The organism is Bacteroides ndongoniae, assembly GCF_900108345.1.
Lineage (GTDB): Bacteria > Bacteroidota > Bacteroidia > Bacteroidales > Bacteroidaceae > Bacteroides > Bacteroides ndongoniae.
In genome coordinates this window covers 307173-332261 of sequence record NZ_FNVV01000014.1, presented here as the reverse complement: position 1 = coordinate 332261, position 25089 = coordinate 307173, and the positions used below count along the sequence as shown (strand labels likewise).

Genomic DNA, 25089 nt, shown 5'->3' with positions numbered 1-25089 from the left:
TATCCAACAAGTTATATTTTGCTTTATTCTAAATTATAATACTTTACAATCAGCAGATTCCGATGCAACTTTCGCCACGGGCTTGGGGCTACCGGAGCAACGCTTCCAGGTCTTCTTCCAGCGGACGGCGGTGCTCGAAGTCGTAGAGCGTAAGGCTGCGCAGGGTGTAGTACAGACTCCAGTAATCGTAGAGGGCGGTGATGTAGGCGCGCCGGGCAGCGTCTTTCTCGGTGATGGAGGCGTTAAGATCGAGCACGGTGGACTGACCGAGCAGATAAAGCCTTCGGGCCACGTCGGCACGACGCTGGGCGGTGGTGTCGGTGCGGGCGGCTATGTGGACTCGCTGCGCCTGCAGGTTGAACTGCTTCACCAGCTTGCGGATGTTCAGGTCGAAGTCGGTCTTGTCCTGCTCCACTTGGGTCTGCACCAAGTCACGGTTGCTCTTTGCCACCCGTACCTGGCCCTTCCCACGCCCCCAGTCGAGGATGGGCAGCGAGATGCCCAGACTGACGTACTGCTGGTCCATGGGGTTGCGGTAAGCGTCCTGCCAGCGTTCGCCCGTCTGCGTCAGACCGAATCGCAAGTAGATGTCGGCCTTCAGACCGGCGTTGGCACGTGCCTGGGCAACGGCACTTTCGCTCTCCAGGCGACGACGCTGCATGTTGTCAATGTCAGGACTATTCTGCGTGGCCAGCATCAGGGCCTCCTGAAGGTCGATGTTCAGGTCGGGTACGAAATCGTCGATGCTGACCTTCAGTTCCACGTCCTGCTGGATGCCTAAGTACGAACGGAGCGACTGCATGGCGTTGTCTACCTCGATGCGGGCATTCATGCAGTTGGTTTCCTCGGTCAGCTTGTTGATTTCGAGTTGCAGCATTTCGTTCTCGCTGATGGTGCCGATGTCGTAACGGCCACGTGCATATATATATAAGGTGTCGGCGTTGGCATAGTTGGTGCTGGCTATCTCGTAGTTGCTCTGTGCGGTGGCCAGGGCGAAGAACTTCTGCGTAGCGGCAGCGGCCACCAGTTCCAGTGTCTCGGCATAGCGCTTGCGGGCCTCGCGGTAGCGCAGGGGTTCGATGCGGCGGTTCCACTTCAGCGAGTTATAGCCGAAGAGCGACTGCGAGTAGCCGATGTTGATGGGCGAGGTCTGGTAGGAATGGCTGTCGTCGCTGAACAGGTCGATGCGCTGCGCCGACGTTTCCACAAAGAAGGTACCGCCCGTCCAGGGCACGTTCTGCGTCAGGCTCAGGGTGAGATTGGTGCTCAGCAGATTCTGTTCGACAAACTTCACGCTGCCGTCGCCCATCGTCACCTTGTTGATGGCACGGTCCAGGTAAGGGCTGGAGGTCAGCGTCAGGTTGGGCAGATAGTTGGCGCGGTAGTAGCGGTAGTTCCAGTACGAAGAGCGGAAACTGTGGCGGGCGCTCTGGGCATCGGGCGATTGCTGCTGGGCATGGCGGATGGTCTGTTGCAGGTTCAGTTCCATCGTCTCCTGCGCCTGAACGGCGGCGCAGAGGGCGCAGGCCGTTCCTATTGTCAGTATGATACGTTTAAGCATAATCTTTTCATTTATTTACGAAAAGAGTATCAAAAGCTATGCCAAACATGTATCATCCTAATTGTCTGACGATTACGAAAGACAAGGAATCATCTTCCGCGTGCACTATCGCACAAAAATAGTGCGGAACCGCACGCACAGCACAAGGATATTATCACTATCTTTGCAGCGGCACACAGCTGTGCCGTCACCGTTTACGAAAGAACATGATTATGGAAAACTTAGGTAAAATACTGATTGTGGACGACAACGAAGACGTGCTCTTTGCCCTGAACCTGCTGCTGGAGCCCTATGCTGAGAAGATAAAGGTCATCACCGGCCCCGACCGGCTGGAATATTTCATCACCACCTTCCACCCCGACATCATCCTGCTCGACATGAACTTCAGCCGCGATGTGGTGAGCGGGCAGGAAGGGTTCGACTGTCTGAAACAGATTCTGCAAATCGACCCCCAGGCAGTTGTCATCTTCATGACCGCCTACTCGGACACCGACAAGGCAGTACGTGCCATCAAGGCAGGAGCCACCGACTTCATCCCCAAACCCTGGGAGAAGGAAAAGCTGCTGGCCACCCTCTCGTCGGGCATCAAGCTACGCCGCTCCCGACGCGAAGTCAGCCTGCTGAAGGAACAGGTCGAAGCACTGAGCGACGGGAATACCGACGAGCGCATCATCGGCGAGTCGCCGGCCATGCACGCGGTCTTCGACACGGTGGACAAGCTTCGCGACACGGACGCCAACATCCTCATCCTGGGCGAGAACGGAACGGGGAAGGACGTCATTGCACGCCTGCTCTACCGCAACTCGCCCCGCTGCGGACGTCCGTTCGTCACCATCGACCTGGGAAGCATCCCCGAACAGCTGTTCGAAAGCGAACTGTTCGGCTACGAAAAAGGAGCCTTCACCGACGCGCGCAAGGCCAAGGCAGGCCGCATGGAAGTAGCCACGGGCGGTACGCTCTTTCTGGACGAAATAGGCAACCTGTCCCTGCCCATGCAGGCCAAGCTGCTCACCGCCATCGAGAAACGGCAGATCAGCCGCTTGGGCAGCACGCAAGCCATACCGATCGACGTACGCCTGATCTGTGCCACCAATGCCGACATCCGCCGCATGATAGAAGAAGAACGCTTCCGCCAGGACCTGCTCTACCGCATCAACACCATCGAGCTGCACATCCCTCCCCTGCGTGAACGTGGAGAAGACATCCTGTTGCTGGCCGACTACTTTCTGCAACGCTACGCCCGCAAATACCAAAAGGAGATGCGTGGCCTGACGCGCGAAGCCAAGAACAAACTGCTGAAGTACGCCTGGCCGGGCAACGTACGCGAACTGCAACACACCATGGAACGTGCCGTCATCTTGGGCGACGGCTCGCTGCTGCGCCCCGAGAACTTCGTCTTCCAGGCCACCACTCCCCGCCCCCGCAAGGAAGAACAGGAAGTCCTCAACCTGGAACAGCTGGAACGGCAAGCCATCGAACGTGCCATGCGTCTGAGCGAAGGCAACGTCAGCCGGGCTGCCGAATACCTGGGTATTACCCGCTTTGCCCTGTATCGTAAACTGGAAAAATTAGGATTATGAAACGTTATTCCTTTGTCGTCATTCTGCACATTATCGGCATCTGCCTGCTGTCCGTCGTCATCTATCTGCTGATACAGGAACAATTGTGGTTTAGCGCACTGATGGCTTTCCTCTTCCTGTTGGCGCTTGCCATCCACCTCTACCGGATGCAGCTGATACAGATACGCATGATGCGCCACTTGGCCGAAAGCCTGCGGTTCGACGACATGATGCTGTCGTTCCGGTCTCCCTACCGCAACCGCTCCATGGAGACCATGACCCTGGAGCTGTCGGAAGCCATGAAGAACTTCCGTACCCGCATTCTGGAACGCAACGAGATGGATGCCTGGCAGAAACTGATCCGGGTACTGACCCACGAGATCATGAACTCCATCACCCCCATCATATCCCTGTCGGAAACCCTAAGCGAACGCGAGATGAATGAAAAGAACTATCCCATCATGAAACAGGGTATGCAGACCATTCATCGCCGAAGCAAAGGCTTGCTCGAATTTGTCGAGAACTACCGTAAACTGACACGCCTCCCCTCGCCTGTCCGCCGCCCCGTCTCCGTACGCGAACTGCTGCTTGACCTACACAAGCTCTATCCCGAGGAATACATCCACATCGAACTTCCCCAACAGGACCGCATCATCCAGATAGACCGCGCACAGATCGAGCAGGTATTAATCAATCTGATAAAGAACGCGATGGAAGCATGTGGCAAAAAGCAGAATCCGCGGATAGATATCAAAGTCGTCCCCGGCTTTGCCTGGCAATGCCTGATAACAGTCAGCGACAACGGCGACGGCATCCTACCCGACGTACAGGACAAGATATTCGTTCCCTTCTTCAGCACCAAACCCAACGGCTCCGGCATCGGACTTAGCCTGTGCAAACAGATTATGAACCGCCACGGAGGCAACATCACCGTACAGTCCGTCACCGGACAAGGCTGCAGCTTCACTCTGGAGTTCTAACCCGCATTTTTTATCTACAGAAAATCAAAGGATTACAAAAAAACAATCAGAAAGTTACCAAAACATTTGGCACATATCACTAAAAATACTACCTTTGCACTCGCTTTTAAGAAATAAAGCATTCGGGGTGTAGCGCAGTCCGGTTAGCGCACCTGCTTTGGGAGCAGGGGGTCGTGGGTTCGAATCCCGCTACCCCGACAAAGAAATAAAAGCCTATCATCTTGATAATTAGCAATTAAGATGGTAGGCTATTTTCATCTTGTAGATTAAAAAAAAGGAAAAACATCTCACTTTTGAGATTATATGCGTATCCTTTTGCGTATCCTTAAATTTTCCGACTTCGTTTCGTCCGTCACACCCTCAGCCTTCTTAATGACAGTACGGGTAAGCGTATGTAGCAGTGTCCCACTCTAAGAAACTTCTGTTACAATCCTGCCAAAATTAATTCAAATATTGTCATATCGTATAACTTTGATTAACGTGAGTTCGATATAAAATCAAAAAAAAGAAAGTTGTCTGTCATTGACAAAATTTATATCAATAGCTGGCTTCTTTTCAAAAAAGCAGTATGCTGCGATAGCCGACAAAGAGTTAGCTATAAAGTTATTGAATGAACGATGTCTGGAGTGCTCTATCTGTGCAATGTTCTTCAATTCGTCATTGACCGTTTCGATCAGGGCTCTTTTTCTGAGCAAGATCTTGTCGGCAATACTCATCAGTGAGTTCTTCATATTGTTCTTGACCTTGGTGACAAGTTGTATGCCATTAAGAAAAAGATTCTCGAACAGGGCCTGACCAATATATCCTTTGTCTGCACATAGTTTTCCTTTTATGTTCTTCAGGAACTTGCCCTGCTTCAAAGGCTCCCGGTCATCCACGTTTCCGGGAGTAAACATGAAATTGAGAATTTCCCCTTTGTCATTGATTATCAGATGCAACTTGAATCCGAAGAACCATCCCATTGAACATTTTCCACGCTCGGCAAGTCCTTCAAATGTCTTATGAATAAGGATTCTTTGGTTACGGCATACACGTAAGGGAGTGGAGTCCACAAAACTGATGCCGGTACAGGTTCCCAGCAGTACTTTTTTGATAAAGATGGTCAGGGGAAGTAGTACTTCCTTTTCCAATTCTACAAAACGGTTATAGGAAACTTGGCGCGGAAAAAGGTGTTTCAGATGTTTACAGACATACTCCTTGTAGTAATGCTTGAAACAGCGAAAACCACCGGAGTGAAACAGGATAAGAATAACCATAATCTCAGCATCACTCATACGGTTGGGTTTATTGCGATGCTTGGTCTTCTTATCATCAATCATATATTTTTCCTGTTGAAATGTAAATTCCTTGCAAAAATCATCGGCCATACAATAAATCTCTGTAACTTTAGACTCTGGAAACATAGTGATAATCGTTTAAATGTTATAATTGTTCACTATAAATTTAATACTTTTATCGCTATGTTCCTAATTTTCAGTGAAATATTTATTTGCTTATATCGAACTCACGTTTGATTAATAATTTCATATGAAAAAATTTACTTATAGAGAAAATTACAAGGCTAGTCGGACAAAACAATTAAAAAAAGTTCGTTTTTAGGCAAAAAGAAAGCGTGACTACTGAGATAATCACGCTGAAAGAATATTAATCTTGAATCGTTTTACATCGCACACTCATGCTCCAGCTCGTTGGTTATGGCCTTATTGATAAAATCATTGATAGTCATACCTGTACTTGCAGCAAATGCAGCCACACGAGCATGAAGTTCAGAAGTCATACGCAGATTAAGTTTCCCGCTGAACGGTTTTAGCGGCTCAACTCCATCCGCTTTGCACCCTTCGAGATAACTATCGATTCCTTCTTCAAAATCCTTTTGGAGTTCGTCGATGGTAGTCCCTTCATAAAGAATCAAAATTTTATTGCCCATTCCTTGCACTTTACCACAAAGGCAATTATCTTCTTTGCTGTATTCTACAGAACCCTCATAACCTTTATATTCCAAATAATCCATAACTCTTTATATTAAACCGTTATTCTTCAAATGTTGATAAATTGCTTTCATCATCCACGCTTTCATTATGCTTCCTGGGTGTGGACGATGTATATCTATGTACTGCCCCGTTTCTTCGTTCTTGAAACGAATACGAGAACCGGAAGTAGCCCCTTTGTTGTGCCTGATGTAACCGAAGTAACCAAGTAAAGACAGGCTTTCTTCAAAGGTAAAGTCCTTTGGCAGTTTCTTAAATCGTTCTATCAATTTTTCCTTTGCCCCCATTGCATTTTCGTTTTACGCAAAAGTACTAAATATGGTACTAAAGACAAAGTCTTTTATACAAAAAATAGCAATACCATAAAGATACCGCTATTCAGATATTCCATATCTAAGATTTTAAATCGTTCGATTTAATATAAATTCCGTAATGTTTCTGCCAACACCTACCCCTTTTAAGGTTGAAAGCTTTTTTACATCTCAATATCATTCTCAGCTTCTCTGCCTATCCTCTTGACAACTTCAATCTCATTCAAAACAAAATTTACATTCCCAACAAAGGCGATGTCCCACTTTCCTCACTACATACCAAATCAAAAATCACATATATAATCATGTTATCTCACAACATAAAAAGCCACAAGCGCATCATCACACTATATACAGGCAAAATAAAATCATATCCCATACCCTGTGTTATAAAAGGAAGCGTATTCCCACTTTTCTAAACACAAAGAAAATAACTAAATATTCAAGATAAAATAAGTATTCTGTTCATACAATACACTGCCTCATACTCAGACTACATCTTCAGATAAAATTCACGAGTTAAATCTACATACTCTTTGCTATACCCTCCTGCAGCTTGCTCAATGCACAATTCTTCATTGATACACTCTCTTTTCTCGAAAGAGAAAGCTAACATTACCCGACGACATGGTTTTCCGGGTTTGGTAAAAACACGCATACGACGTACCGGATACAACCGATGCATCCAAGCTACATCCTCAACGGTCTTTTCCACTTCGGAAGGTATTATAATGGCTATCACTCCATGAGGTTGCAGCAAATGAGACGAATGACGGAACAACAAATCATAGTTCAGACTGTCAGTATGGCGCGCTACAGAACGTTGCTTGTCAGGCGACTTCAATGCATCAAGAAAATACGGAGGATTGGATACGATAAGATCGAAACCTACCTCGGAACTGTAATTCCGGAAATCACAACACAAAACCGTCATCCTGTCCTTCCACGCCGAACGCCCTATATTTTCTTCTGCCTGTTCTGCTGCAGCTTTGTCTATCTCAACTCCAACAATCCTTGCCTGAGGCGCACGCTGAGCCAACTGCAAGGCTATCAAACCTGTACCGGTTCCGACATCCAACACATTCGTGCATCCCTCAACCGGCGCCCACGCTCCCAACAATACGCCATCCGTACCAACCTTCATGGCACATTTGTCATGCCATACGGTAAAATGTTTAAACTGAAAAAAGTTGTTCGACATAGAAATCTTTGTTATTGACGCCCAAAAATAAGCAAAGAATAAAAAGATTGATGCATTTTGGCATCGTTTTTGTGTTTTTAAAGAGAAAGTAAGCTGTTATAATTGAAGAAATAGCTAAATTTGCGGCGCTTTATTGGCCAGCCAATATGACTTAAATTAAAAAGCAAAAAAATGAAGAAAAGACATTACCTAAGCGATATCGAAGACAGGCACGGAAACGGTTTCTCCGTAATTGCTGATTTTGAAGGAAATGAAGAACAACTGATGAATATTGAAGTAGATGATACCCTGCCGATATTGCCACTTCGGAACATGGTTTTATTTCCCGGCGTATTCATGCCTGTATCCGTAGGAAGAAGCACTTCCCTGAGACTGATACGTGAAGCCGAAAAGAAAGGAAGCTATATAGGAGTAGTATGCCAGAAAATTGCAGAAACGGAGTCTCCCCTGTTTGAAGACTTGCATAACATAGGCACTATTGCCAAGATAATCCGTGTGCTCGAAATGCCCGACCAGACAACAACGGTTATCCTGCAGGGCTCGAAACGCATGGAGCTAAAAGAAATTGTCGAGACAACTCCGTATCTGAAAGGACGCATTGTCCCCATGAACGAAGAACTGCCCGAAAAAGGCGACAAGGAATTTCAGGCATTGGTAGAGGCTGTCAAAGATTTGACTATCCGCTACATCCGTACGCTTGATATGTTCCCGCAAGACTCTGCTTTTGCCATCAAGAATATCAGTAACCACATGTTTCTCATCGACTTCATCTGCACCAATCTGCCTCTGAAGAAAGATGAGAAAATCGAGTTATTGCAAATCAACGAATTGCGCACCCGTACCTACCGGTTACTGGCCATCCTGAACCGTGAAGTGCAACTGGCTGAAATCAAGGAATCCATCCAGATGCGTGCACGCGAAGACATTGATCAGCAACAACGCGAGTACTTCCTGCAGCAACAGATCAAAACCATTCAGGACGAACTGGGAGGAAACGGACAAGAGCAGGAAATAGAGGAAATGCGCAAAAAGGCCGGAACCATGAAATGGAGTGCCGAAGTAAAAGCCACCTTCCTGAAAGAAGTCGACAAGCTGGAGCGGATGCATGCGCAATCGCCCGACTACAGCGTTCAGCTGAACTACTTGCAGACCATGCTCAGCCTGCCATGGGGCATTTATACGACCGATAATCTCAGTCTGACCAACGCAGAGAAGACCCTGAACAAGGACCACTACGGACTGGAGAAAGTCAAAGAGCGTATTCTGGAGCATCTGGCCGTACTGAAGTTGAAAGGTGACATGAAGTCACCTATCATCTGCCTCTATGGTCCTCCGGGTGTAGGTAAAACGTCGTTAGGACGTTCCATCGCAGCTGCCCTGAAACGAAAATATGTACGTATGTCGTTGGGAGGAGTACACGATGAGGCAGAAATACGCGGACACCGGAAGACTTATATCGGTGCTATGCCGGGACGTATCATCAAGAACCTGATAAAAGCAGGCTCGTCAAACCCCGTCTTCATCCTCGATGAAATTGATAAAATAAATTCAGACCGTCAGGGCGACCCTTCGTCAGCCTTGCTCGAAGTTCTTGACCCGGAACAGAATATGGCTTTCCATGACAACTATCTGGATGTAGATTACGACTTGTCGAAAGTCATGTTCATAGCTACGGCTAATAACCTCAATACAATTCCGGGGCCTCTGCTCGACCGTATGGAACTGATCGAGGTCAGCGGATACATCACTGAAGAAAAAATAGAAATTGCCCGCCGGCATCTGGTACCCAAGGAGCTGGAAGCCAACGGTATGAAGAAAAACGATATCAAAATCCCCAAGAGTACACTGGAGATTATCATTGAGTCGTATACAAGAGAAAGTGGCGTACGCGAACTGGAAAAGAAAATCAGCAAAATACTCCGTAAATCGGCACGCCAATATGCTACAGACGGCTACTTTGCCAAGACAGAAATCAAGCCGGGCGACCTGCACGACTTTCTGGGCGCACCGGAGTATACGCGCGACAAATATCAGGGCAACGAATATGCCGGTGTAGTAACAGGATTGGCCTGGACAGCCGTCGGAGGAGAAATTCTTTTTGTTGAAACAAGTTTGAGCCGAGGCAAAGGCGGCAGACTGACCCTGACCGGCAACCTGGGAGATGTAATGAAAGAGTCGGCCATGCTGGCACTGGAATACATCAAAGCCCACAATTCGCTATTGAATATAGATGATGCCATTTTCGATAACTGGAACATACACATCCATGTTCCCGAAGGCGCCATCCCCAAAGACGGACCTTCGGCTGGCATTACGATGGCCACCTCGCTGGCGTCGGCCTTGACACAACGAAAAGTCAAAGCCAATCTGGCCATGACGGGCGAAATCACCCTGCGCGGGAAAGTATTACCTGTAGGCGGAATCAAGGAAAAGATTCTGGCTGCCAAACGTGCCGGAATCAAAGAAATCATTTTAAGCGAAGAAAACCGGAAGAATATAGAGGAGATACAGGAAATATACCTGAAGGGACTCACTTTCCACTATGTAAAAGATATTAAAGAGGTATTTGCCATTGCGCTGACCAATGAAAAGGTAGCCGATGCCATCGACCTTTCCGTAAAAAATGATAAAACAGAAAAAGAGAAGGAATGACATTCGAGTTACAATATACAGACAGTAAAAGCAATGCACGTGCCGGTCTGATAACGACCGACCACGGCCAGATAGAGACTCCCATTTTCATGCCGGTAGGCACATTGGGAACCGTAAAAGGAGTACACCTGACCGAACTGAAAGAAGACATCAAGGCGCAGATCATCTTAGGTAACACCTATCACCTGTATCTGCGTCCGGGACTGGATGTCATCGAAAAAGCCGGCGGACTGCATAAGTTCAACGGGTTCGACCGCCCGATGCTGACAGACAGCGGCGGTTTCCAGGTATTTTCTCTCTCGAGTATCCGCAAGTTGCGCGAGGAGGGAGCTGAATTCCGCTCGCACATCGACGGAAGTAAGCACATATTCACCCCCGAAAAGGTGATGGACATTGAGCGTACCATAGGTGCCGACATCATGATGGCCTTCGACGAATGTACTCCGGGAGATGCCGAATACGCTTATGCAAAAAAATCGATGGAGCTGACTCATCGCTGGCTGGACCGTTGTATCAAGCGTTTCAACGAGACCGAGCCGAAGTATGGTTATCATCAGGCGCTTTTCCCCATCGTGCAAGGCTGTGTCTATCCCGACCTGCGGAAGCAATCGGCCGAATTCATCGCCTCAAAAGAGGCTGAAGGCAATGCCATCGGCGGACTGGCTGTAGGCGAGCCCACGGAGAAAATGTACGAAATGATAGAGCTGGTCAACGAAATTCTGCCCAAGGACAAGCCCAGATACCTGATGGGAGTAGGCACGCCGATAAATATACTGGAAGGCATCGAACGTGGTGTAGACATGTTCGACTGCGTAATGCCTACCCGTAACGGACGCAACGGTATGCTCTTCACCAAAGACGGCATCATAAATATGCGCAACAAAAAGTGGGAAACAGACTTCTCGCCTATCGAAGCCAACGGAGCATCCTACGTAGATACATTATATACAAAGGCCTACCTGCGCCACTTATTCCACGCACAGGAACTATTGGCCATGCAAATAGCATCCGTACATAATCTGGCTTTCTACTTATGGTTGGCAGGCGAAGCCCGTAAACATATCATTGCCGGAGACTTTTCTACATGGAAGCCGATGATGGTAAAACGCTTATCGACGAGATTATGAGAAAAATAGACTGGAAGATTTTAAAAAACATCGAGCTGCCTAAAGGAAAATACCTGAAGCGGTTGGATTATTATATCATCAAAAAGTTCCTGGGGACGTATGTGTTTGCCATAGCACTGATCATCTCCATCGCGGTGGTATTCGACTTTAACGAGAAGATGGACCGGTTCATGTCGCACGAAGCTCCGTGGCGAGCTATTATTTTCGATTACTACATGAACTTTATTCCGTACTTTGCGAATCTGTTCAGTCCGTTGTTTGTCTTCATCGCCGTTATTTTCTTCACGTCGAAGCTGGCCGAGAATTCTGAAATCATAGCCATGTTCTCTACCGGCATGAGTTTCAAGCGAATGCTCCGGCCTTACATGGTTTCAGCAGCCATCATTGCAGTAGTCACTTTTTACCTTGGGTCATACGTCATTCCCAAAGGAAGCGTTACCCGTATCAACTTCGAGGACAAATACTACAAGCCGCGTAAAAGCAATACGGCACGTAACATCCAATTGGAAGTAGATACCGGTGTCATTGCCTACATCGACCGCTACGAAGACTATAGCAAAACTGGCTACCGCTTCTCTTTGGACAAGTTCAAAGGAAAGCAATTGGTATCGCACCTTACCGCCAGAGCCATTACCTACGACACTACAGCCCTGCATAAGTGGACCATCAAAGACTATATGATCCGCGAAATGGACGGAATGAAAGAAAGCATCACCAAAGGAAGTCGCATAGACACTACCCTGTTTATGGAACCTGCCGACTTTCTTATCATGAAGAACCAGCAGGAAATGCTGACAAGCCCTCAGTTAAGTGAATACATTGACCGCCAGAAACAACGGGGATTTGCCAATATCAAGGAATTCGAGATAGAATACCATAAACGAATCGCCATGTCGTTTGCTTCGTTCATTCTAACCTTGATCGGCGTATCACTATCGTCTAAAAAGACCAAAGGCGGAATGGGATTGCACCTGGGTATCGGACTGGCTCTCAGTTTCTCATACATCCTGTTCCAGACCATCGCTTCAACATTTGCAGTCAACGGCAATGTTCCGCCAATGATTGCCGTATGGATTCCGAACGTGCTGTATACCTTCATAGCCTTCTACCTGTATACAAAAGCGCCCAAATAAAAGACAGTTAGAGAAAAATTTTTTCCCAGTTAGGAAAATCTTTTTTCCTAACTGGGAAAAAAATAAGCCCCTCTTGCTTCTGCATTGCACAGTAGCAAGAGGGGCTTTTTTGTTGTATACATTTCCTCTTTTGTCCAGTCCTTATTTCCAATCACCAAAGCCGTGTCAGAATGAGGACTCCCCTACTTTCTTCATACAGGTTCTTTAAACGCTCTCCATCCCGATGGGATGAGGTTTAATTCAAGTAAGACGAAAGCTCAGCAGCAGAGATGTTTTTGGCAATTATTACACCATTATCATCCAGTAAATAGTTAGAAAATCCACGGCTCAAACGATATTTTTTAAACAAGCCGGAAGACTCGCCCTCAGTTTCCACGAAACAGGTCGGCGTAACCATTTGATCCTTACGAACGGTTTCCTCGAAAACTGACTTATACTCGTCAAACGAAACAGAAACCAATTCTACATTGTTGTTGGCCGAAGCACGAAGCGCATTATTCAAACTTGCGTTCTGCATACGGGACTGCGCATCATAACTGGCCCAGAAGCTAAGCAACACATAACGGCCTTTCAAGTCAGAAAGCTCATGTACGGATTGATTAGCCGACATAGTTTGGATTTCAAAATCCGGGGCTATGTCACCCACGTTCAAACCTCCCGTAGGTTTGTCTTTTTCTACAAAAGAAGTCAAGGAACTTATTAGTAATACAACAAAAACCCATTTTACATACTTCATGTAATATGATTTTAGTTAATACTATCCGAGCCTGCACCTGAGGCAGTGATTTCTTCTCGGAACATTGTCTTATAAGGCCCTGAAAACACTAAAAACAGTTGATACTCAAAACCTTTTATTATGAAATCGGCGGCAAAGGTAGGTATTTATTGAAATAAAATCCAAATAAACAAGAAAAAAACTCACTTTTTAACGTCATATTTTTATGTTATTTAGCATAAATAGGAAGTTTTTTCTTTACTTTTGCCGAATAATAACCGAAAAACAGAGATATCTTATGCAACAGTCCTCGAATACCGAACTTATTCTGATACGGATTACCGGTGAAGACCGCCCCGGATTGACGGCTTCTGTCACTGAAGTTCTTGCCAAATACGATGCAACCATTCTGGATATCGGCCAGGCCGACATACACAATACACTATCACTGGGCATCTTGTGCATGACCGAAGAGCAACATTCCGGCTTTATTATGAAAGAACTGCTGTTCAAAGCATCTTCATTAGGCGTCACCATCCGGTTCTACCCCATCACCACAAAGGAATATGAAGACTGGGTAAGCATGCAAGGCAAAAACAGATATATTCTGACTTTGCTGGGCCGTAAATTATCAGCCCGACAGATTTCAGCCGTCACCCGCATTCTGGCAGAACAGGGAATGAACATTGATGCCATCAAGCGTCTGACAGGACGAATCCCCCTGAACGAATGCGAAGCACGTACAAGGGCCTGCATAGAGTTTTCTGTACGAGGTACCCCTAAAGACAGAACCATCATGCAAGAACAGCTGATGCGACTGGCCAGTGAATTGGAAATGGATTTTTCATTCCAGCTGGACAACATGTACCGCCGCATGCGCCGACTTATTTGTTTTGATATGGACTCCACACTGATAGAAACAGAAGTTATAGACGAACTGGCCATACGCGCCGGTGTCGGCGACAAAGTGAAAGCCATCACCGAACGGGCCATGCGCGGAGAAATAGACTTCATCGAGAGTTTCCGTGAACGGGTAGCTCTGCTAAAAGGACTTGACGAATCTGTTATGCAAGAAATAGCAGAAAACCTGCCTATCACAGAGGGGGTAGACCGCCTGATGTTTGTGCTGAAGAAATACGGATACAAGATAGCCATCCTCTCGGGAGGTTTTACTTATTTCGGCCAGTATCTGCAAAAGAAATATGGAATAGATTACGTATATGCCAACGAGTTGGAAATCGTAGACGGAAAGCTGACCGGACGGTATCTGGGCGATGTAGTAGACGGCAAACGTAAAGCCGAGCTTTTACGCCTCATCGCACAGGTGGAAAAAGTAGACATCGCACAGACAATTGCCGTGGGCGACGGAGCCAACGACCTTCCCATGCTGGGCATTGCCGGTCTTGGTATTGCCTTTCATGCCAAACCCAAAGTAGTGGCCAACGCCAAGCAGTCCATCAACACGATTGGCCTGGATGGCGTACTCTATTTTCTCGGTTTTAAAGATTCTTATATCGATCTGCCCAAATAACACACCCCAATTAGCGAACCGTTTATTTTTGCCATAAATATAGAAATTGCTATCTTTGCGCCATATAAAACAAAAACATGAAGTTTTCCGAACTACCACTTAACGACCAAGTACTCGATGCACTGGAAGCCATGCGCTTCGAAGAATGTACTCCGATACAAGAGAAATCAATACCCGTCATACTCGACGGTAAGGACCTGATAGCCGTAGCTCAAACCGGCACAGGAAAAACGGCTGCATATTTATTGCCTATCCTGAACAAACTCTCCGAGGAAGAACATCCCGAAGACGCCATCAACTGCATCATTATGGCTCCTACACGCGAACTGGCCCAGCAAATAGACCAGCAGATGGAAGGTTTTTCGTATTTTATGCCGGTATCAAGTGTAGCCGTTTACGGAGGTAATGACGGAATTCTTTTTGAACAGCAGAAAAAAGGCCTCACATTAGGCGCAGATGTTGTTATTGCCACCCCCGGGCGATTGATAGCCCACCTGAGTCTGGGATATGTAGATCTTTCACGGGTTTCCTATTTCATTTTGGACGAAGCCGACCGCATGCTCGACATGGGATTTTACGATGATATTATGCAAATAGCAAAATATCTGCCCAAAGAACGGCAAACCATCATGTTTTCGGCAACAATGCCTGCCAAGATACAGCAATTGGCCCAGTCAATCCTCAACAATCCGGTAGAAGTCAAATTATCAGTTTCGAAGCCCGCAGATAAAATCATTCAGGCAGCCTACATCTGTTATGAGAACCAGAAATTAGGCATCATACGCGATCTGTTTGCCGAACAGACTCCGGAACGTGTCATCATCTTCGCCTCGTCCAAGCTGAAAGTCAAAGAAGTAACAAAAGCATTAAAACACATGAAGCTGAATGTTGGCGAAATGCACTCTGACTTGGAACAGGCACAGCGTGAAGAAGTAATGTATGCCTTCAAGGCCGGAAAAATAAACATTCTGGTCGCTACGGACATTGTAGCACGCGGAATCGACATTGATGACATCCGTCTGGTCATCAACTACGATGTTCCCCACGACTGCGAAGACTATGTACACCGGATCGGCCGTACCGCACGTGCCAACAACGATGGAGTCGCTATCACGTTCGTCAGCGAGAAGGAACAATCAAACTTCAAAGTCATTGAGAACTTCTTAGAAAGAGACATTTACAAAATCCCCGTCCCCGCAACATTAGGAGAAGCCCCCGAATACAAGCCGCGTACCAACGAGAACCACAAGCGTAATGGCAACGGCAAAAAAGGCGGAGGAAAAAAGAGCAACAGACGAAACGGCAAAAAAGAAGCTAAAAAGCCCTTTTAATCCTATTTAGGGCTTTTCAATAAAAGAAAAGCCTATAAAGAGAGTTTTACTACGTTGTCAAACCCGATTGTCAGGTTTACTACATTGTATACCGAACTTTCGGGAATGCGCAATGCAGCTCTATACAAGTATCCAGCCTCGCTTACCCCGAGAAAATCCATATCCGAGAGGATGGACTGATCCAGAATCTCAGGCGCAAGTACACTGGCAAACATCTTTTTAGTTATATCTTCGCCATAAAGCATCTCTTTCCCTTTGTATACACAAATGTGAATCACATTATCATAGTATACATTATCCACTCCGATGCCATCTTCCGAGTATGAAGTCCGGATAACTTTCATCTTGGAAGGATTGATATAGACATAGCCATGATAGCGATTGCCTTTGTGCATCACTACGCTATCTTTTTTTATCACCTCACTGATTGTCGGAATAACTTCTACCTTGTGCTCAGCAAAGACAAGAACATCATCCGGATTTTCCGACTTATGCAATTTAACAAGTACGTCGGACAGGGAATAAAACGAGAAACTGTTTTCTGTCTGCATATTGATTTTATATGCAGTCACCTTGTTTCCACATAAATAGAGCGTGTCATGAACGATCTTAAAAGCCACCGGAACATTTTGCGGATCTGCATAATAAACAGTATCTCCATCGACTCTCATCAACGGAATTTCCGTATCATCACTCAGCCATATTCCCTGGAACATTTCTTTCGCCTTTAAATCTTCCTGTTCTTCCACAGCGGCTTTTTTCGGCTTACCGGTGCAACAAGCAAACAGAACGGCAGAAACACACATTCCTATGATCACCTTTCTATCCATGACTCGCTCTCTCTTTTTTCGCAAGCTATTTACAAAACAATATACTCGTCTGCTCTTCTCTATTACAGGTAATATTCGGCATCTTTAAAAGCAACCGCACGACCGTCTTTTTCCGACAGAAGCAATTGCTCTGCTGCTATTGGCCAGTCAATGCCGATAGTCTCATCGTCATAACGGATAGAAGCTTCAGCCTGAGGTGCATAAACATTGTCCACCTTATAAGTAAAAATAGCCTCTTCGCTCAATACCAGAAAACCATGGGCAAAACCACGAGGAATGAAGAACTGACGTTTGTTATCTTCGCTCAATTCTATGCTGACATACTTGCCAAACGTGGGAGATGACTGACGCAAATCTACTGCAACATCCAGCACTCTTCCCTTGATAACACGCACCAGCTTCGCCTGGCTATACTCGCCCTTCTGATAATGAAGTCCACGCAATACGCCGAACAAAGATTTCGATTCGTTATCCTGGATGAAATGCACATCACCAACATTGGCTTTAAATTCTTCTTCCTTGAAAGCTTCCATAAAATAGCCACGGGCATCGTTGAACACTTTAGGCTCAATTACCCATACACCGTCGATTTCTGTCTGAATATAATTCATCTTGTTCCGAATAATTTTATAACATAATGCAAAAGTAGACATTTTTTTCCAACAGTAGTCAATAAAAGCCATCTTGTTTATAATTTGTTGATAAGAAAAAATCCTCGGAAGTGGCTTATATCCGATAAATCCACTATTTTTGTAACATGATTGAATTAGCAAAACACATAGAAGTATTATTACTAGATAATGACTGTGTCATAGTCCCCGGTTTTGGTGGTTTTGTGACTCATTATATACCTGCTACAAGGATAGCCGAGGAGAATCTTTTCCTTCCTCCCACCCGTATCATTGGCTTCAATCCGTCTCTGACAATGAACGACGGATTATTGGCACAATCTTATGCCTCTGTCTACGATACAACTTTTCCGGATGCAACCAAAATGGTAGAGCGCGATGTAAAAATGCTGAAGGAAACATTACATGAAGAAGGAAAGGCCGAACTCTCCAATATCGGAGAATTGCGTTGCTCCATTCACGGAACTTACGATTTCATTCCTTACGACAGCAAGATTACGACACCTCATCTGTATGGATTAGGAAGCTTCGAAATGCAGGAGCTCTCCAAGTTAAAGAACAGCGAAACTGAGAAAAAGACGATTCCACTTCCGCATACAGCCGTTACGCGCAGAAACATGCCCCGGTGGAAGATCAGACTGAAACGGTCGCACATCTCTAACGTTATCGCCATCGTTATGGCTATTATATTATTCTCACTCTCGGCACCTGTAGAAAATACCGAAATCGTAGAAGAAAGCTATGCCCGTTTTCTGCCCGAGGAGCTGTTCGAAAGAATAGAAAAGCAGTCTGTAGTCAGCACTCCTGTCATCATCGGACAAAACAACAAAAAGAGTAACAGAGATGCACAAGTCTCCAGTAATGTCCACAAGACAGTAAAACCTGTGGCTGTAAAAGAAGTAAAGGTAAAGGAGATAAAGAAAGAGCAACCCGCTACCCAACCGGCCGCTATTCAGCCCAAGACCAAGGAGGCTCCCAAAGCTGTTTCTTCGACAAACACTCGGAGATATCATATCATTATAGCCAGTGTGGGTACAGAAAGCGATGCTCATGCCATGGCACAAGAGCTGAAACAAAAAGGATTCAGCGACGCCCAAGCTATCATCGGTGATGGAAAGATGAGAGTCAGCATCTCCTCACATCCCAGCGAAGAAGAAGCTTATAAGGAATTGAATAATATCCGTAAAAACGAAGCTTATCAAAGCGCATGGGTATTAAAGAAATAATTCTTTTAGAGAAAGTCTTTTTATATACATACAGAAATAAAGAAATGAAACGAGTTCGTTGCCCGAAATGCGAAAACTATCTGACCTTCGATGAAACCAAATACAGCGAAGGCCAGTCGCTTGTTTTTATCTGCGACCAATGCAAAAAGCAATTCAGCATCCGCTTAGGTAAAACACCTACCAAGCTCCCCCGTAAAGAAGAGAAAATGAGCGAAAACGATTTTGTTGAATCCTTTGGCAACATTACCGTCATTGAAAACGTATTCGGATTCAAGCAGGTACTTCCTTTGCAAGAAGGCGACAACACAATAGGACGCCGCTGTGTAGGCACCAATATCAATACTCCCATCGAAACTTCGGACATGAGCATGGACCGTATCCACTGCATCATTAATGTAAAACGCAACAAGCAGGGACAACTCATCTATACCCTACGCGATGCCCCCAGTCTGACAGGGACTTTTCTGAACAATGAGATATTGGGCGACAAAGACCGCATCCGCATCGAAGACGGCGCCATAGTCACCATTGGAGCAACGACCTTCATTCTTCATACAGCAAAAGAAACGGCCGAATAAACATTCGGCCGTTTCTTTTTTATCGTTTTCTCTGTCAGGACTTCATCCTTCCCAGATACAAATTCCAATCTTAAAGGATTCCCTTTACAGTTTCCAACATGCCTTTTTCCTGAATTGAATTCAAGAAGTCGGTCAGCATGTCTGTCAGTCCCGGAATAGTATTCAGGTCGCCATGTTCTTTCCAGATCAAATCCTTGGCAGCCAAGACTCCTTCAGCCACTTTTCTTGTATCACCGGTAGCCCACAGATCTTTCAGCAGTTGCATGATTTCAGGAGCATCGTTAGGAACAATCTCCTTACCGTCTGCACGAACACCACCTTTATAATAAGTAGTGATGGCAGCCAATCCCAATACCAGTCCCTTAGGCAATTCGCCCTTACGTTCCAGGTAGACTTTCAATCCCGGCAGGTCGCGTGTCTGATATTTCGGGAAAGAATTCAGCATAATGCTGGTTACCTGGTGGTCAACATAAGGATTGTTGAAGCGTTCCAACACATCAGCTGCAAACTGTTTCAACTCATTCATCGGCAGGTTCAGCGTTTGCATCAATTCATCAAATTGTACCTTATGAATATACTTACCGATAACCGGATGATTGCATGCATCACGGACAATGTCTACTCCACTAAGATAAGCCACCGGCGAAAGCACTGTATGAGGTCCGTTCAGCAAAGTCACCTTTCTTTCATGATACGGAGCTTCCGACTTCACAAACAATACGTTCAGACCAGCTTTGTCTACCGGGAATTCATTAGCCAACTGACGCAAAGACAAGTTCTCGGCAGCTTCAATTACCCACAAATGGAAAATTTCGGCCTGCACCACCAGATTATCCTCATAGCAGATCTTCTTCTGAATCTGTGCAATCTCTTTGCGAGGGAATCCCGGCACAATACGGTCTACCAAAGTAGCACATACATAGCAGTATTTAGTAAACCAAGTCTTAAACTTCTCATAATCGGCACCCAAATCTTCTTTCCACAAATCAATATACTGGTAGATACACTCTTTCAGATGATGCCCGTTCAGGAATATCAGCTCGCACGGCATGATAATCAAGCCTTTATCCGTATCTCCTTTAAATGTCTTGAAACGACGGTACAGCAACTGGGTCAGCTTTCCCGGATAGGAAGATGCGGGCGCGTCACTCAACTTACAGCTCGGATCGAAAGCAATACCAGCCTCTGTAGTATTGGAAATAACGAAACGAATATCCGGCTGGTCGGCCAATGCCATGAATGCAGCATTCTGTGTATAGGGATTCAAAGCACGACTGATACAATCGATACGGGTCAGCGTATTCACAGCATTACCGTTCAGACGTCCTTGCAGATTAACATGATACAGACAGTCTTGCCCGTTCAGCCATTCTACCATACCTTTCTCTATCGGCTGAACTACAACTACACTACTGTTAAAGTCAGTCTTCTGATTCATATTATAAACAATCCAATCCACAAAGGCACGGAGGAAGTTTCCTTCGCCAAACTGGATAATTCTTTCCGGTGCCACCGCTTTGGGGGCTGTAAGTTTGTTCAGTGCTTTCATTTTTTAAAATTTTATTGGTTATACTTATCAATAGTTCGTTAAAAATTAGCCTAGCCTAAGCGGCTCTGGCAGTAAATAAAATGAGTTCTTTGAAAAGTTTGTCAATTAATTGCGTGTTTGGTTCAATCCCAGACACGCAAATAAATCGTTCAAGCATGTAAGCATTGTGTATGACTGACTTGCATGATGATATGGAATATTTTATTCCCATCTTCTTACAGGCAGCCTTGGCGAGGTTTATCGCTGCAAGTGATGCATTAAAGTGGAATGCCAGTTTCCTGAAGTCTGTAGACTGACAGTTTGTTATTCCTGCATGTTGCTTGGCATCCCGAAAGCAGAATTCGAGTTGGAAACGTGTCCTGTAAAAGTCCAGTACATCCTGTGCGTTCTGTATTTCGTTTGTAGAGAAATACAGCTGCCATTTGTCCGTTCTTCCATCCATGGGATACCATACAGCCAGGCTCACAAAGCGTTTGAGTGCTTTGGAGTATGCTTTCAGTCCGTAAAGTTTACCCTTGTTTACTTTGTATTCGGTACATCTTGTAATGTCCAGATATTCAAAGTCAATCTTTCCGTCATACAATTTTGGACGTCCGCGTTTTCCTGTCCCATTTTCTAAGGTGGGATAAAACAACGCTGCATCATTTCTGAAACGGCTTATAACGTGGAATCCGTTCTCGCATAATGGTTTGATGAAAGTTGCCTTTGAAAAGAACGCATCACATACGACAGTGTCGGAAATCCGTTTCAGATGTTCCTGTATGCTGATAAGGTAAGAACTGTACCAGTCTACAAGATTCTTCCCGCGGCTTTCCAGCGTTGTGTTGTCAGGTGTCTGTACAGAGGCCAAAGTCATACATTCATGGTTGTCAACGTCTATAACTCCAATACCGGTTATCTCCAGTCCGCGTTTGTATTCGCCGGCACAACCGGACCAGAAATAGCCAATCCACGGTGTTTTGCTGCCGGATTTTGGAATGAAAGACGGATCAATGGCTATTGCCTTGCGACAGCCTTTAAGGTGTTCTCTGATGATGGCTTCATTGAAGGAAAACCAGTCAAAGTCATCATTCTCAAAATTGTTGCGGTATGTCTGTTCCGAGAAACATCCATATCGTCCCATTTGCAGGAAATTGATGCGGTCAGGTATAGCCATGAATAATTTCATTGCATCCATGAATACTTTCTGAAAAGATTTGCTTATATTTACAGCTGATTCGAGAGCGTTTCTGCACTCGGATTGGTATTGCATAAGGAGTGATTCTTTAGTCATAATTAAAAGTGGTGAAATACTTCTAATTTACTAAAAATCAGTGAATTATGCAATACTCTTCCTCTTTGTCTTCAGCTGTTTAGCATATATTTTCATCCCTTTTCTTACTCCTTAACGATTCATTCTTGACAGTATTTCAATGATCTCTTTAATGTAATTTTGAACCGGCTAACACCGATTCTATTGTTTTATTTTTATTTATCGGTAAAAATTTACCGAAGTATTGACTTATTCGAACTCAAAATAATAGTCAATCGTTTCCCTAATCAGAATATCAATAGGCATGTACTTCACAGGCTCTACCTGCTTTTTAAAGACAACCATATCACACAAGGCCTTCACACCCAGATACCCCTGCAGGCCAGGGCGTTGCCCGATAAGACAACTAACCTCACCCGATCTTAAATAATCCACATTCTTCTGCAACAGGTCATATCCCAGTAAGCCTTTCAGCCTACGACCTGCTTCGTGCAAATACCCTGCTACCTGATATACCCGCGAGTTAAACACCGCTCCTAACATTGCATGAGGATGCGCAGAAAAAAAATCATCCAATATCAATTTGTTCCTGTCGGTATCTTCTTTCCGGAATACTACATCGTAGACTGTCAGATGACCAAATCGCTCATTTACGTATTCCATAAAGCCTTCCATACGCCGACGCATCTGTATTTCAGCCGGGCTGTTCTTCTGGTCACTTAAAAAAACCACCAGCTCCTGCCCCGGTTCATAACGCTGCATCAGGATTTTGGCAGCAACATATCCGCTCATTCTGGAGTCTTGCCCGATATAGCACGAAGCATGCATCTGCTCCATATTGAAGTCAATAAAAGCATAAGGAACAGCATCGGCATCCAAACCGGTAGTCAGCTCCAACGTTTCTTCTTCAAAGTTCGGAGCTATCAGAACCGCATCCGGCTTATCCGCCAGCAACTGCTCGCATACCTCCCGATAAGATGCCCTGTCTGCATGCTTATAATATAAAAAGACTGTCTCTACATTGAAAGGCTGCAATTCGTGCGCTGCTTTTTCAATACCTTGCGCTACCGAATACCAATAGTCATACATTATATAATAAGGTATAAGGCAAACAATACGATAACGTTTTTTGGCAGCCAGACCGATAGCAAACATATTGGGCAAATAGTTTATCTTATCAAGCACACTTTGTACCTTCTCCCGGCTCGACGCAGATACATTTCCCCGATTGTGCAACACACGATCCACCGTACCAGCGGAAACACCTGCCATACGCGCAATGTCCTTAATCGTATAATTTTCGTCTTTCATATCCACAACCTACTGCCAGCTATGCAATCTTAAATATTATAAATAATTGCCCCAAAGATACGAATTATTTTGTTTCTACAAGTAAAATTTCTACTTTTGTGTTCGATAACAGTTAATAAAAGCAAAAGCTAAAAATGAAATATTTTACTAATAATCAATACAATAGATATTAGTATAGAAGAAATAATAATTATATACACTTAAATCGATTGAAAAATGAAAGAATTTATGGGAAAAGATTTCCTGCTGCAGACCGAAACCGCACAGGAACTGTATCATGAACACGCAGCCAAGCTGCCCATCATCGACTATCATTGCCACCTCATTCCGAAAATGGTAGCAGACGATTACCAGTTCAAATCCATCACAGAAATCTGGCTGGGCGGAGACCACTACAAATGGCGTGCTATGCGCACCAATGGCATCGACGAGCGTTTCTGTACAGGCAGCGATACGAGCGACTGGGAAAAATTCGAGAAATGGGCCGAGACTGTACCCTACACCTTGCGCAATCCGCTATACCACTGGACACATCTGGAACTAAAGACAGCTTTTGGCATCGAAAAGATTCTGAATCCCCAGACTGCACGTGAAATCTTCGACGAATGCAACGAGAAACTTAAACTCCCAGAATATTCGGCAAGAGGCATGATGCGTCGTTATCATGTAGAAACAGTATGTACTACTGATGATCCCGTAGATTCTTTGGAATATCACATCCAGACACGCGAAAGCGGTTTCGAAATAAAAATGCTTCCTACCTGGCGTCCGGACAAAGCCATGGCTGTAGAAGTACCTGCCGACTTCCGCAATTACGTTGAGAAACTTTCACAGGTCAGCGGTGTCACCATTTCCGGGTTCGACGATATGATAGACGCCTTGCGCAAACGCCATGAGTTCTTTGCCGAACAGGGCTGTAAACTGTCCGACCACGGCATCGAAGAATTTTATGCCGAAGACTACACCGACGCTGAAATCAAAGCCATATTCAACAAAGTATACGGAGGACAAGAACTAACACACGAAGAGATCCTCAAATTCAAGTCGGCCATGCTTGTTATATTTGGCGAAATGGACAGTGAAACAGGATGGACACAACAGTTCCACTACGGAGCCATCCGCAACAACAACAGCAAAATGTTCAAGCTGCTGGGTCCTGATACAGGTTTCGACTCTATCGGCGAATTTTCTACCGCAAAGGCACTGGCTAAGTTCCTCGATCGGTTGAACTCGGAAGGCAAACTCACCAAGACCATTCTGTACAACTTGAATCCTTGTGCCAATGAAATGATAGCCACCATGCTCGGCAATTTCCAGGACGGAAGCATCCCCGGCAAAATACAATTCGGTTCAGGATGGTGGTTCCTCGATCAGAAGGATGGAATGGAAAAACAGATGAATGCCCTGTCGGTACTCGGTCTGCTGAGCCGATTTGTAGGAATGCTTACCGATTCACGTTCCTTCCTGTCTTATCCTCGCCACGAATACTTCCGCCGTACTCTCTGCAACCTGATAGGTCGCGACGTGGAAAACGGCGAAATACCTGTTTCCGAAATGGCACGCGTCAGACAGATGGTTGAAGATATCAGCTACTACAACGCTAAAAATTTCTTCAAATTCTAAAA

At 45.4% G+C, this 25089-nt stretch carries 21 protein-coding genes and 1 tRNA gene; 11 read left to right on the top strand and 11 right to left on the bottom strand.

What is annotated here, in order from left to right; all coding sequences use genetic code 11:
• Positions 1-88 precede the first annotated feature (88 nt).
• On the bottom strand, positions 89-1564 hold the full coding sequence (locus BQ5591_RS12315) for a TolC family protein (RefSeq protein ID WP_394331817.1): 1476 nt from the start codon (positions 1562-1564) through the stop codon (positions 89-91).
• A 209-nt stretch (positions 1565-1773) separates the two neighbouring features.
• Here BQ5591_RS12315 and BQ5591_RS12310 point away from each other — a divergent pair, with 209 nt between their 5' ends.
• The 3 genes from BQ5591_RS12310 (at position 1774) to BQ5591_RS12300 (ending at position 4298) form a co-directional block, all read left to right on the top strand.
• Positions 1774-3141 (top strand): sigma-54-dependent transcriptional regulator, encoded by a 1368-nt coding sequence (locus tag BQ5591_RS12310; RefSeq protein WP_071150700.1) that lies wholly within the window; start codon positions 1774-1776, stop codon positions 3139-3141.
• Positions 3138-4100 carry a sensor histidine kinase gene (locus BQ5591_RS12305; protein WP_071149599.1) on the top strand — a complete coding sequence of 321 codons (963 nt, stop codon included), beginning with the start codon at positions 3138-3140 and terminating at the stop codon, positions 4098-4100. The genes BQ5591_RS12310 and BQ5591_RS12305 overlap by 4 nt, the downstream gene beginning before the upstream one ends.
• Before the next feature lie 123 nt (positions 4101-4223).
• A tRNA-Pro gene (locus BQ5591_RS12300) sits at positions 4224-4298 on the top strand.
• A gap of 299 nt (positions 4299-4597) precedes the next feature.
• Here the strand turns inward: BQ5591_RS12300 and BQ5591_RS12295 are convergent.
• The 4 genes from BQ5591_RS12295 to BQ5591_RS12280 all read right to left on the bottom strand — a co-directional run bounded on the left by BQ5591_RS12295 (position 4598) and on the right by BQ5591_RS12280 (position 7600).
• Positions 4598-5503 carry an IS982 family transposase gene (locus tag BQ5591_RS12295; protein WP_071149598.1) on the bottom strand — a complete coding sequence of 302 codons (906 nt, stop codon included), beginning with the start codon at positions 5501-5503 and terminating at the stop codon, positions 4598-4600.
• Between the two features lie 257 nt (positions 5504-5760).
• Complete coding sequence (locus BQ5591_RS12290; protein WP_071149597.1) at positions 5761-6111, bottom strand: type II toxin-antitoxin system HicB family antitoxin; 351 nt, start codon at positions 6109-6111, stop codon at positions 5761-5763.
• A gap of 6 nt (positions 6112-6117) precedes the next feature.
• Positions 6118-6375 (bottom strand): type II toxin-antitoxin system HicA family toxin, encoded by a 258-nt coding sequence (locus BQ5591_RS12285; RefSeq protein ID WP_071149596.1) that lies wholly within the window; start codon positions 6373-6375, stop codon positions 6118-6120.
• Positions 6376-6892: 517 nt separating this feature from the next.
• Positions 6893-7600 carry a tRNA1(Val) (adenine(37)-N6)-methyltransferase gene (locus BQ5591_RS12280; protein ID WP_071149595.1) on the bottom strand — a complete coding sequence of 236 codons (708 nt, stop codon included), beginning with the start codon at positions 7598-7600 and terminating at the stop codon, positions 6893-6895.
• Positions 7601-7771: 171 nt separating this feature from the next.
• Here BQ5591_RS12280 and lon point away from each other — a divergent pair, with 171 nt between their 5' ends.
• From lon to BQ5591_RS12265, 3 genes are read left to right on the top strand one after another with little or no spacing between them, the layout of a single operon-like run.
• Positions 7772-10252 (top strand): endopeptidase La, encoded by a 2481-nt coding sequence (gene lon, locus BQ5591_RS12275; protein WP_071149594.1) that lies wholly within the window; start codon positions 7772-7774, stop codon positions 10250-10252.
• On the top strand, positions 10249-11379 hold the full coding sequence (tgt, locus tag BQ5591_RS12270; protein ID WP_071149593.1) for a tRNA guanosine(34) transglycosylase Tgt: 1131 nt from the start codon (positions 10249-10251) through the stop codon (positions 11377-11379). Before lon ends, tgt begins: the two co-directional genes overlap by 4 nt.
• The gene (locus BQ5591_RS12265) at positions 11376-12512 is read left to right on the top strand and encodes an LptF/LptG family permease (RefSeq protein WP_071150699.1); all 1137 of its coding nucleotides are present in this window, start codon (positions 11376-11378) and stop codon (positions 12510-12512) included. Before tgt ends, BQ5591_RS12265 begins: the two co-directional genes overlap by 4 nt.
• Positions 12513-12747: 235 nt before the next feature.
• Here the strand turns inward: BQ5591_RS12265 and BQ5591_RS12260 are convergent, their stop codons facing one another.
• Complete coding sequence (locus BQ5591_RS12260; protein WP_071149592.1) at positions 12748-13248, bottom strand: thioredoxin family protein; 501 nt, start codon at positions 13246-13248, stop codon at positions 12748-12750.
• A 277-nt stretch (positions 13249-13525) separates the two neighbouring features.
• Between BQ5591_RS12260 and serB the strand changes: the two genes are divergently transcribed.
• Together serB and BQ5591_RS12250 are read left to right on the top strand one after the other, a co-directional pair.
• A complete protein-coding gene (gene serB / locus BQ5591_RS12255) occupies positions 13526-14758 on the top strand; it encodes a phosphoserine phosphatase SerB (protein ID WP_022162473.1) in 1233 nt (410 codons plus the stop codon).
• Between the two features lie 77 nt (positions 14759-14835).
• A complete protein-coding gene (locus tag BQ5591_RS12250) occupies positions 14836-16089 on the top strand; it encodes a DEAD/DEAH box helicase (protein WP_071149591.1) in 1254 nt (417 codons plus the stop codon).
• A 32-nt stretch (positions 16090-16121) separates the two neighbouring features.
• Here the strand turns inward: BQ5591_RS12250 and BQ5591_RS12245 are convergent, their stop codons facing one another.
• Together BQ5591_RS12245 and rfbC are read right to left on the bottom strand one after the other, a co-directional pair.
• Positions 16122-16919, bottom strand: coding sequence for a DUF4738 domain-containing protein (locus tag BQ5591_RS12245; protein WP_071149590.1), 798 nt, complete (start codon positions 16917-16919; stop codon positions 16122-16124).
• Between the two features lie 62 nt (positions 16920-16981).
• Complete coding sequence (gene rfbC / locus BQ5591_RS12240) at positions 16982-17530, bottom strand: dTDP-4-dehydrorhamnose 3,5-epimerase (RefSeq protein ID WP_071150698.1); 549 nt, start codon at positions 17528-17530, stop codon at positions 16982-16984.
• A 146-nt stretch (positions 17531-17676) separates the two neighbouring features.
• Between rfbC and BQ5591_RS12235 the strand changes: the two genes are divergently transcribed.
• Together BQ5591_RS12235 and BQ5591_RS12230 are read left to right on the top strand one after the other, a co-directional pair.
• Positions 17677-18774 (top strand): HU domain-containing protein, encoded by a 1098-nt coding sequence (locus BQ5591_RS12235; RefSeq protein WP_071149589.1) that lies wholly within the window; start codon positions 17677-17679, stop codon positions 18772-18774.
• Positions 18775-18818: 44 nt separating this feature from the next.
• Entirely contained in the window at positions 18819-19352 is a 534-nt protein-coding gene (locus BQ5591_RS12230) for an FHA domain-containing protein (protein WP_022161641.1), read from the top strand.
• 70 nt (positions 19353-19422) lie between these two features.
• Here the strand turns inward: BQ5591_RS12230 and BQ5591_RS12225 are convergent, their stop codons facing one another.
• The 3 genes from BQ5591_RS12225 to BQ5591_RS12215 all read right to left on the bottom strand — a co-directional run bounded on the left by BQ5591_RS12225 (position 19423) and on the right by BQ5591_RS12215 (position 23464).
• Complete coding sequence (locus BQ5591_RS12225; RefSeq protein WP_071149588.1) at positions 19423-20901, bottom strand: tagaturonate reductase; 1479 nt, start codon at positions 20899-20901, stop codon at positions 19423-19425.
• A 55-nt stretch (positions 20902-20956) separates the two neighbouring features.
• Positions 20957-22174: a transposase gene (locus BQ5591_RS12220; protein ID WP_071148854.1), complete on the bottom strand. Its 1218-nt coding sequence runs from the start codon at positions 22172-22174 to the stop codon at positions 20957-20959.
• Between the two features lie 228 nt (positions 22175-22402).
• Complete coding sequence (locus BQ5591_RS12215; RefSeq protein WP_071149587.1) at positions 22403-23464, bottom strand: LacI family DNA-binding transcriptional regulator; 1062 nt, start codon at positions 23462-23464, stop codon at positions 22403-22405.
• A gap of 216 nt (positions 23465-23680) precedes the next feature.
• On the opposite strand from BQ5591_RS12215, the gene uxaC reads away from it, so the two are divergent.
• Positions 23681-25087: a glucuronate isomerase gene (gene uxaC / locus BQ5591_RS12210; RefSeq protein WP_071149586.1), complete on the top strand. Its 1407-nt coding sequence runs from the start codon at positions 23681-23683 to the stop codon at positions 25085-25087.
• Positions 25088-25089 lie beyond the last annotated feature (2 nt).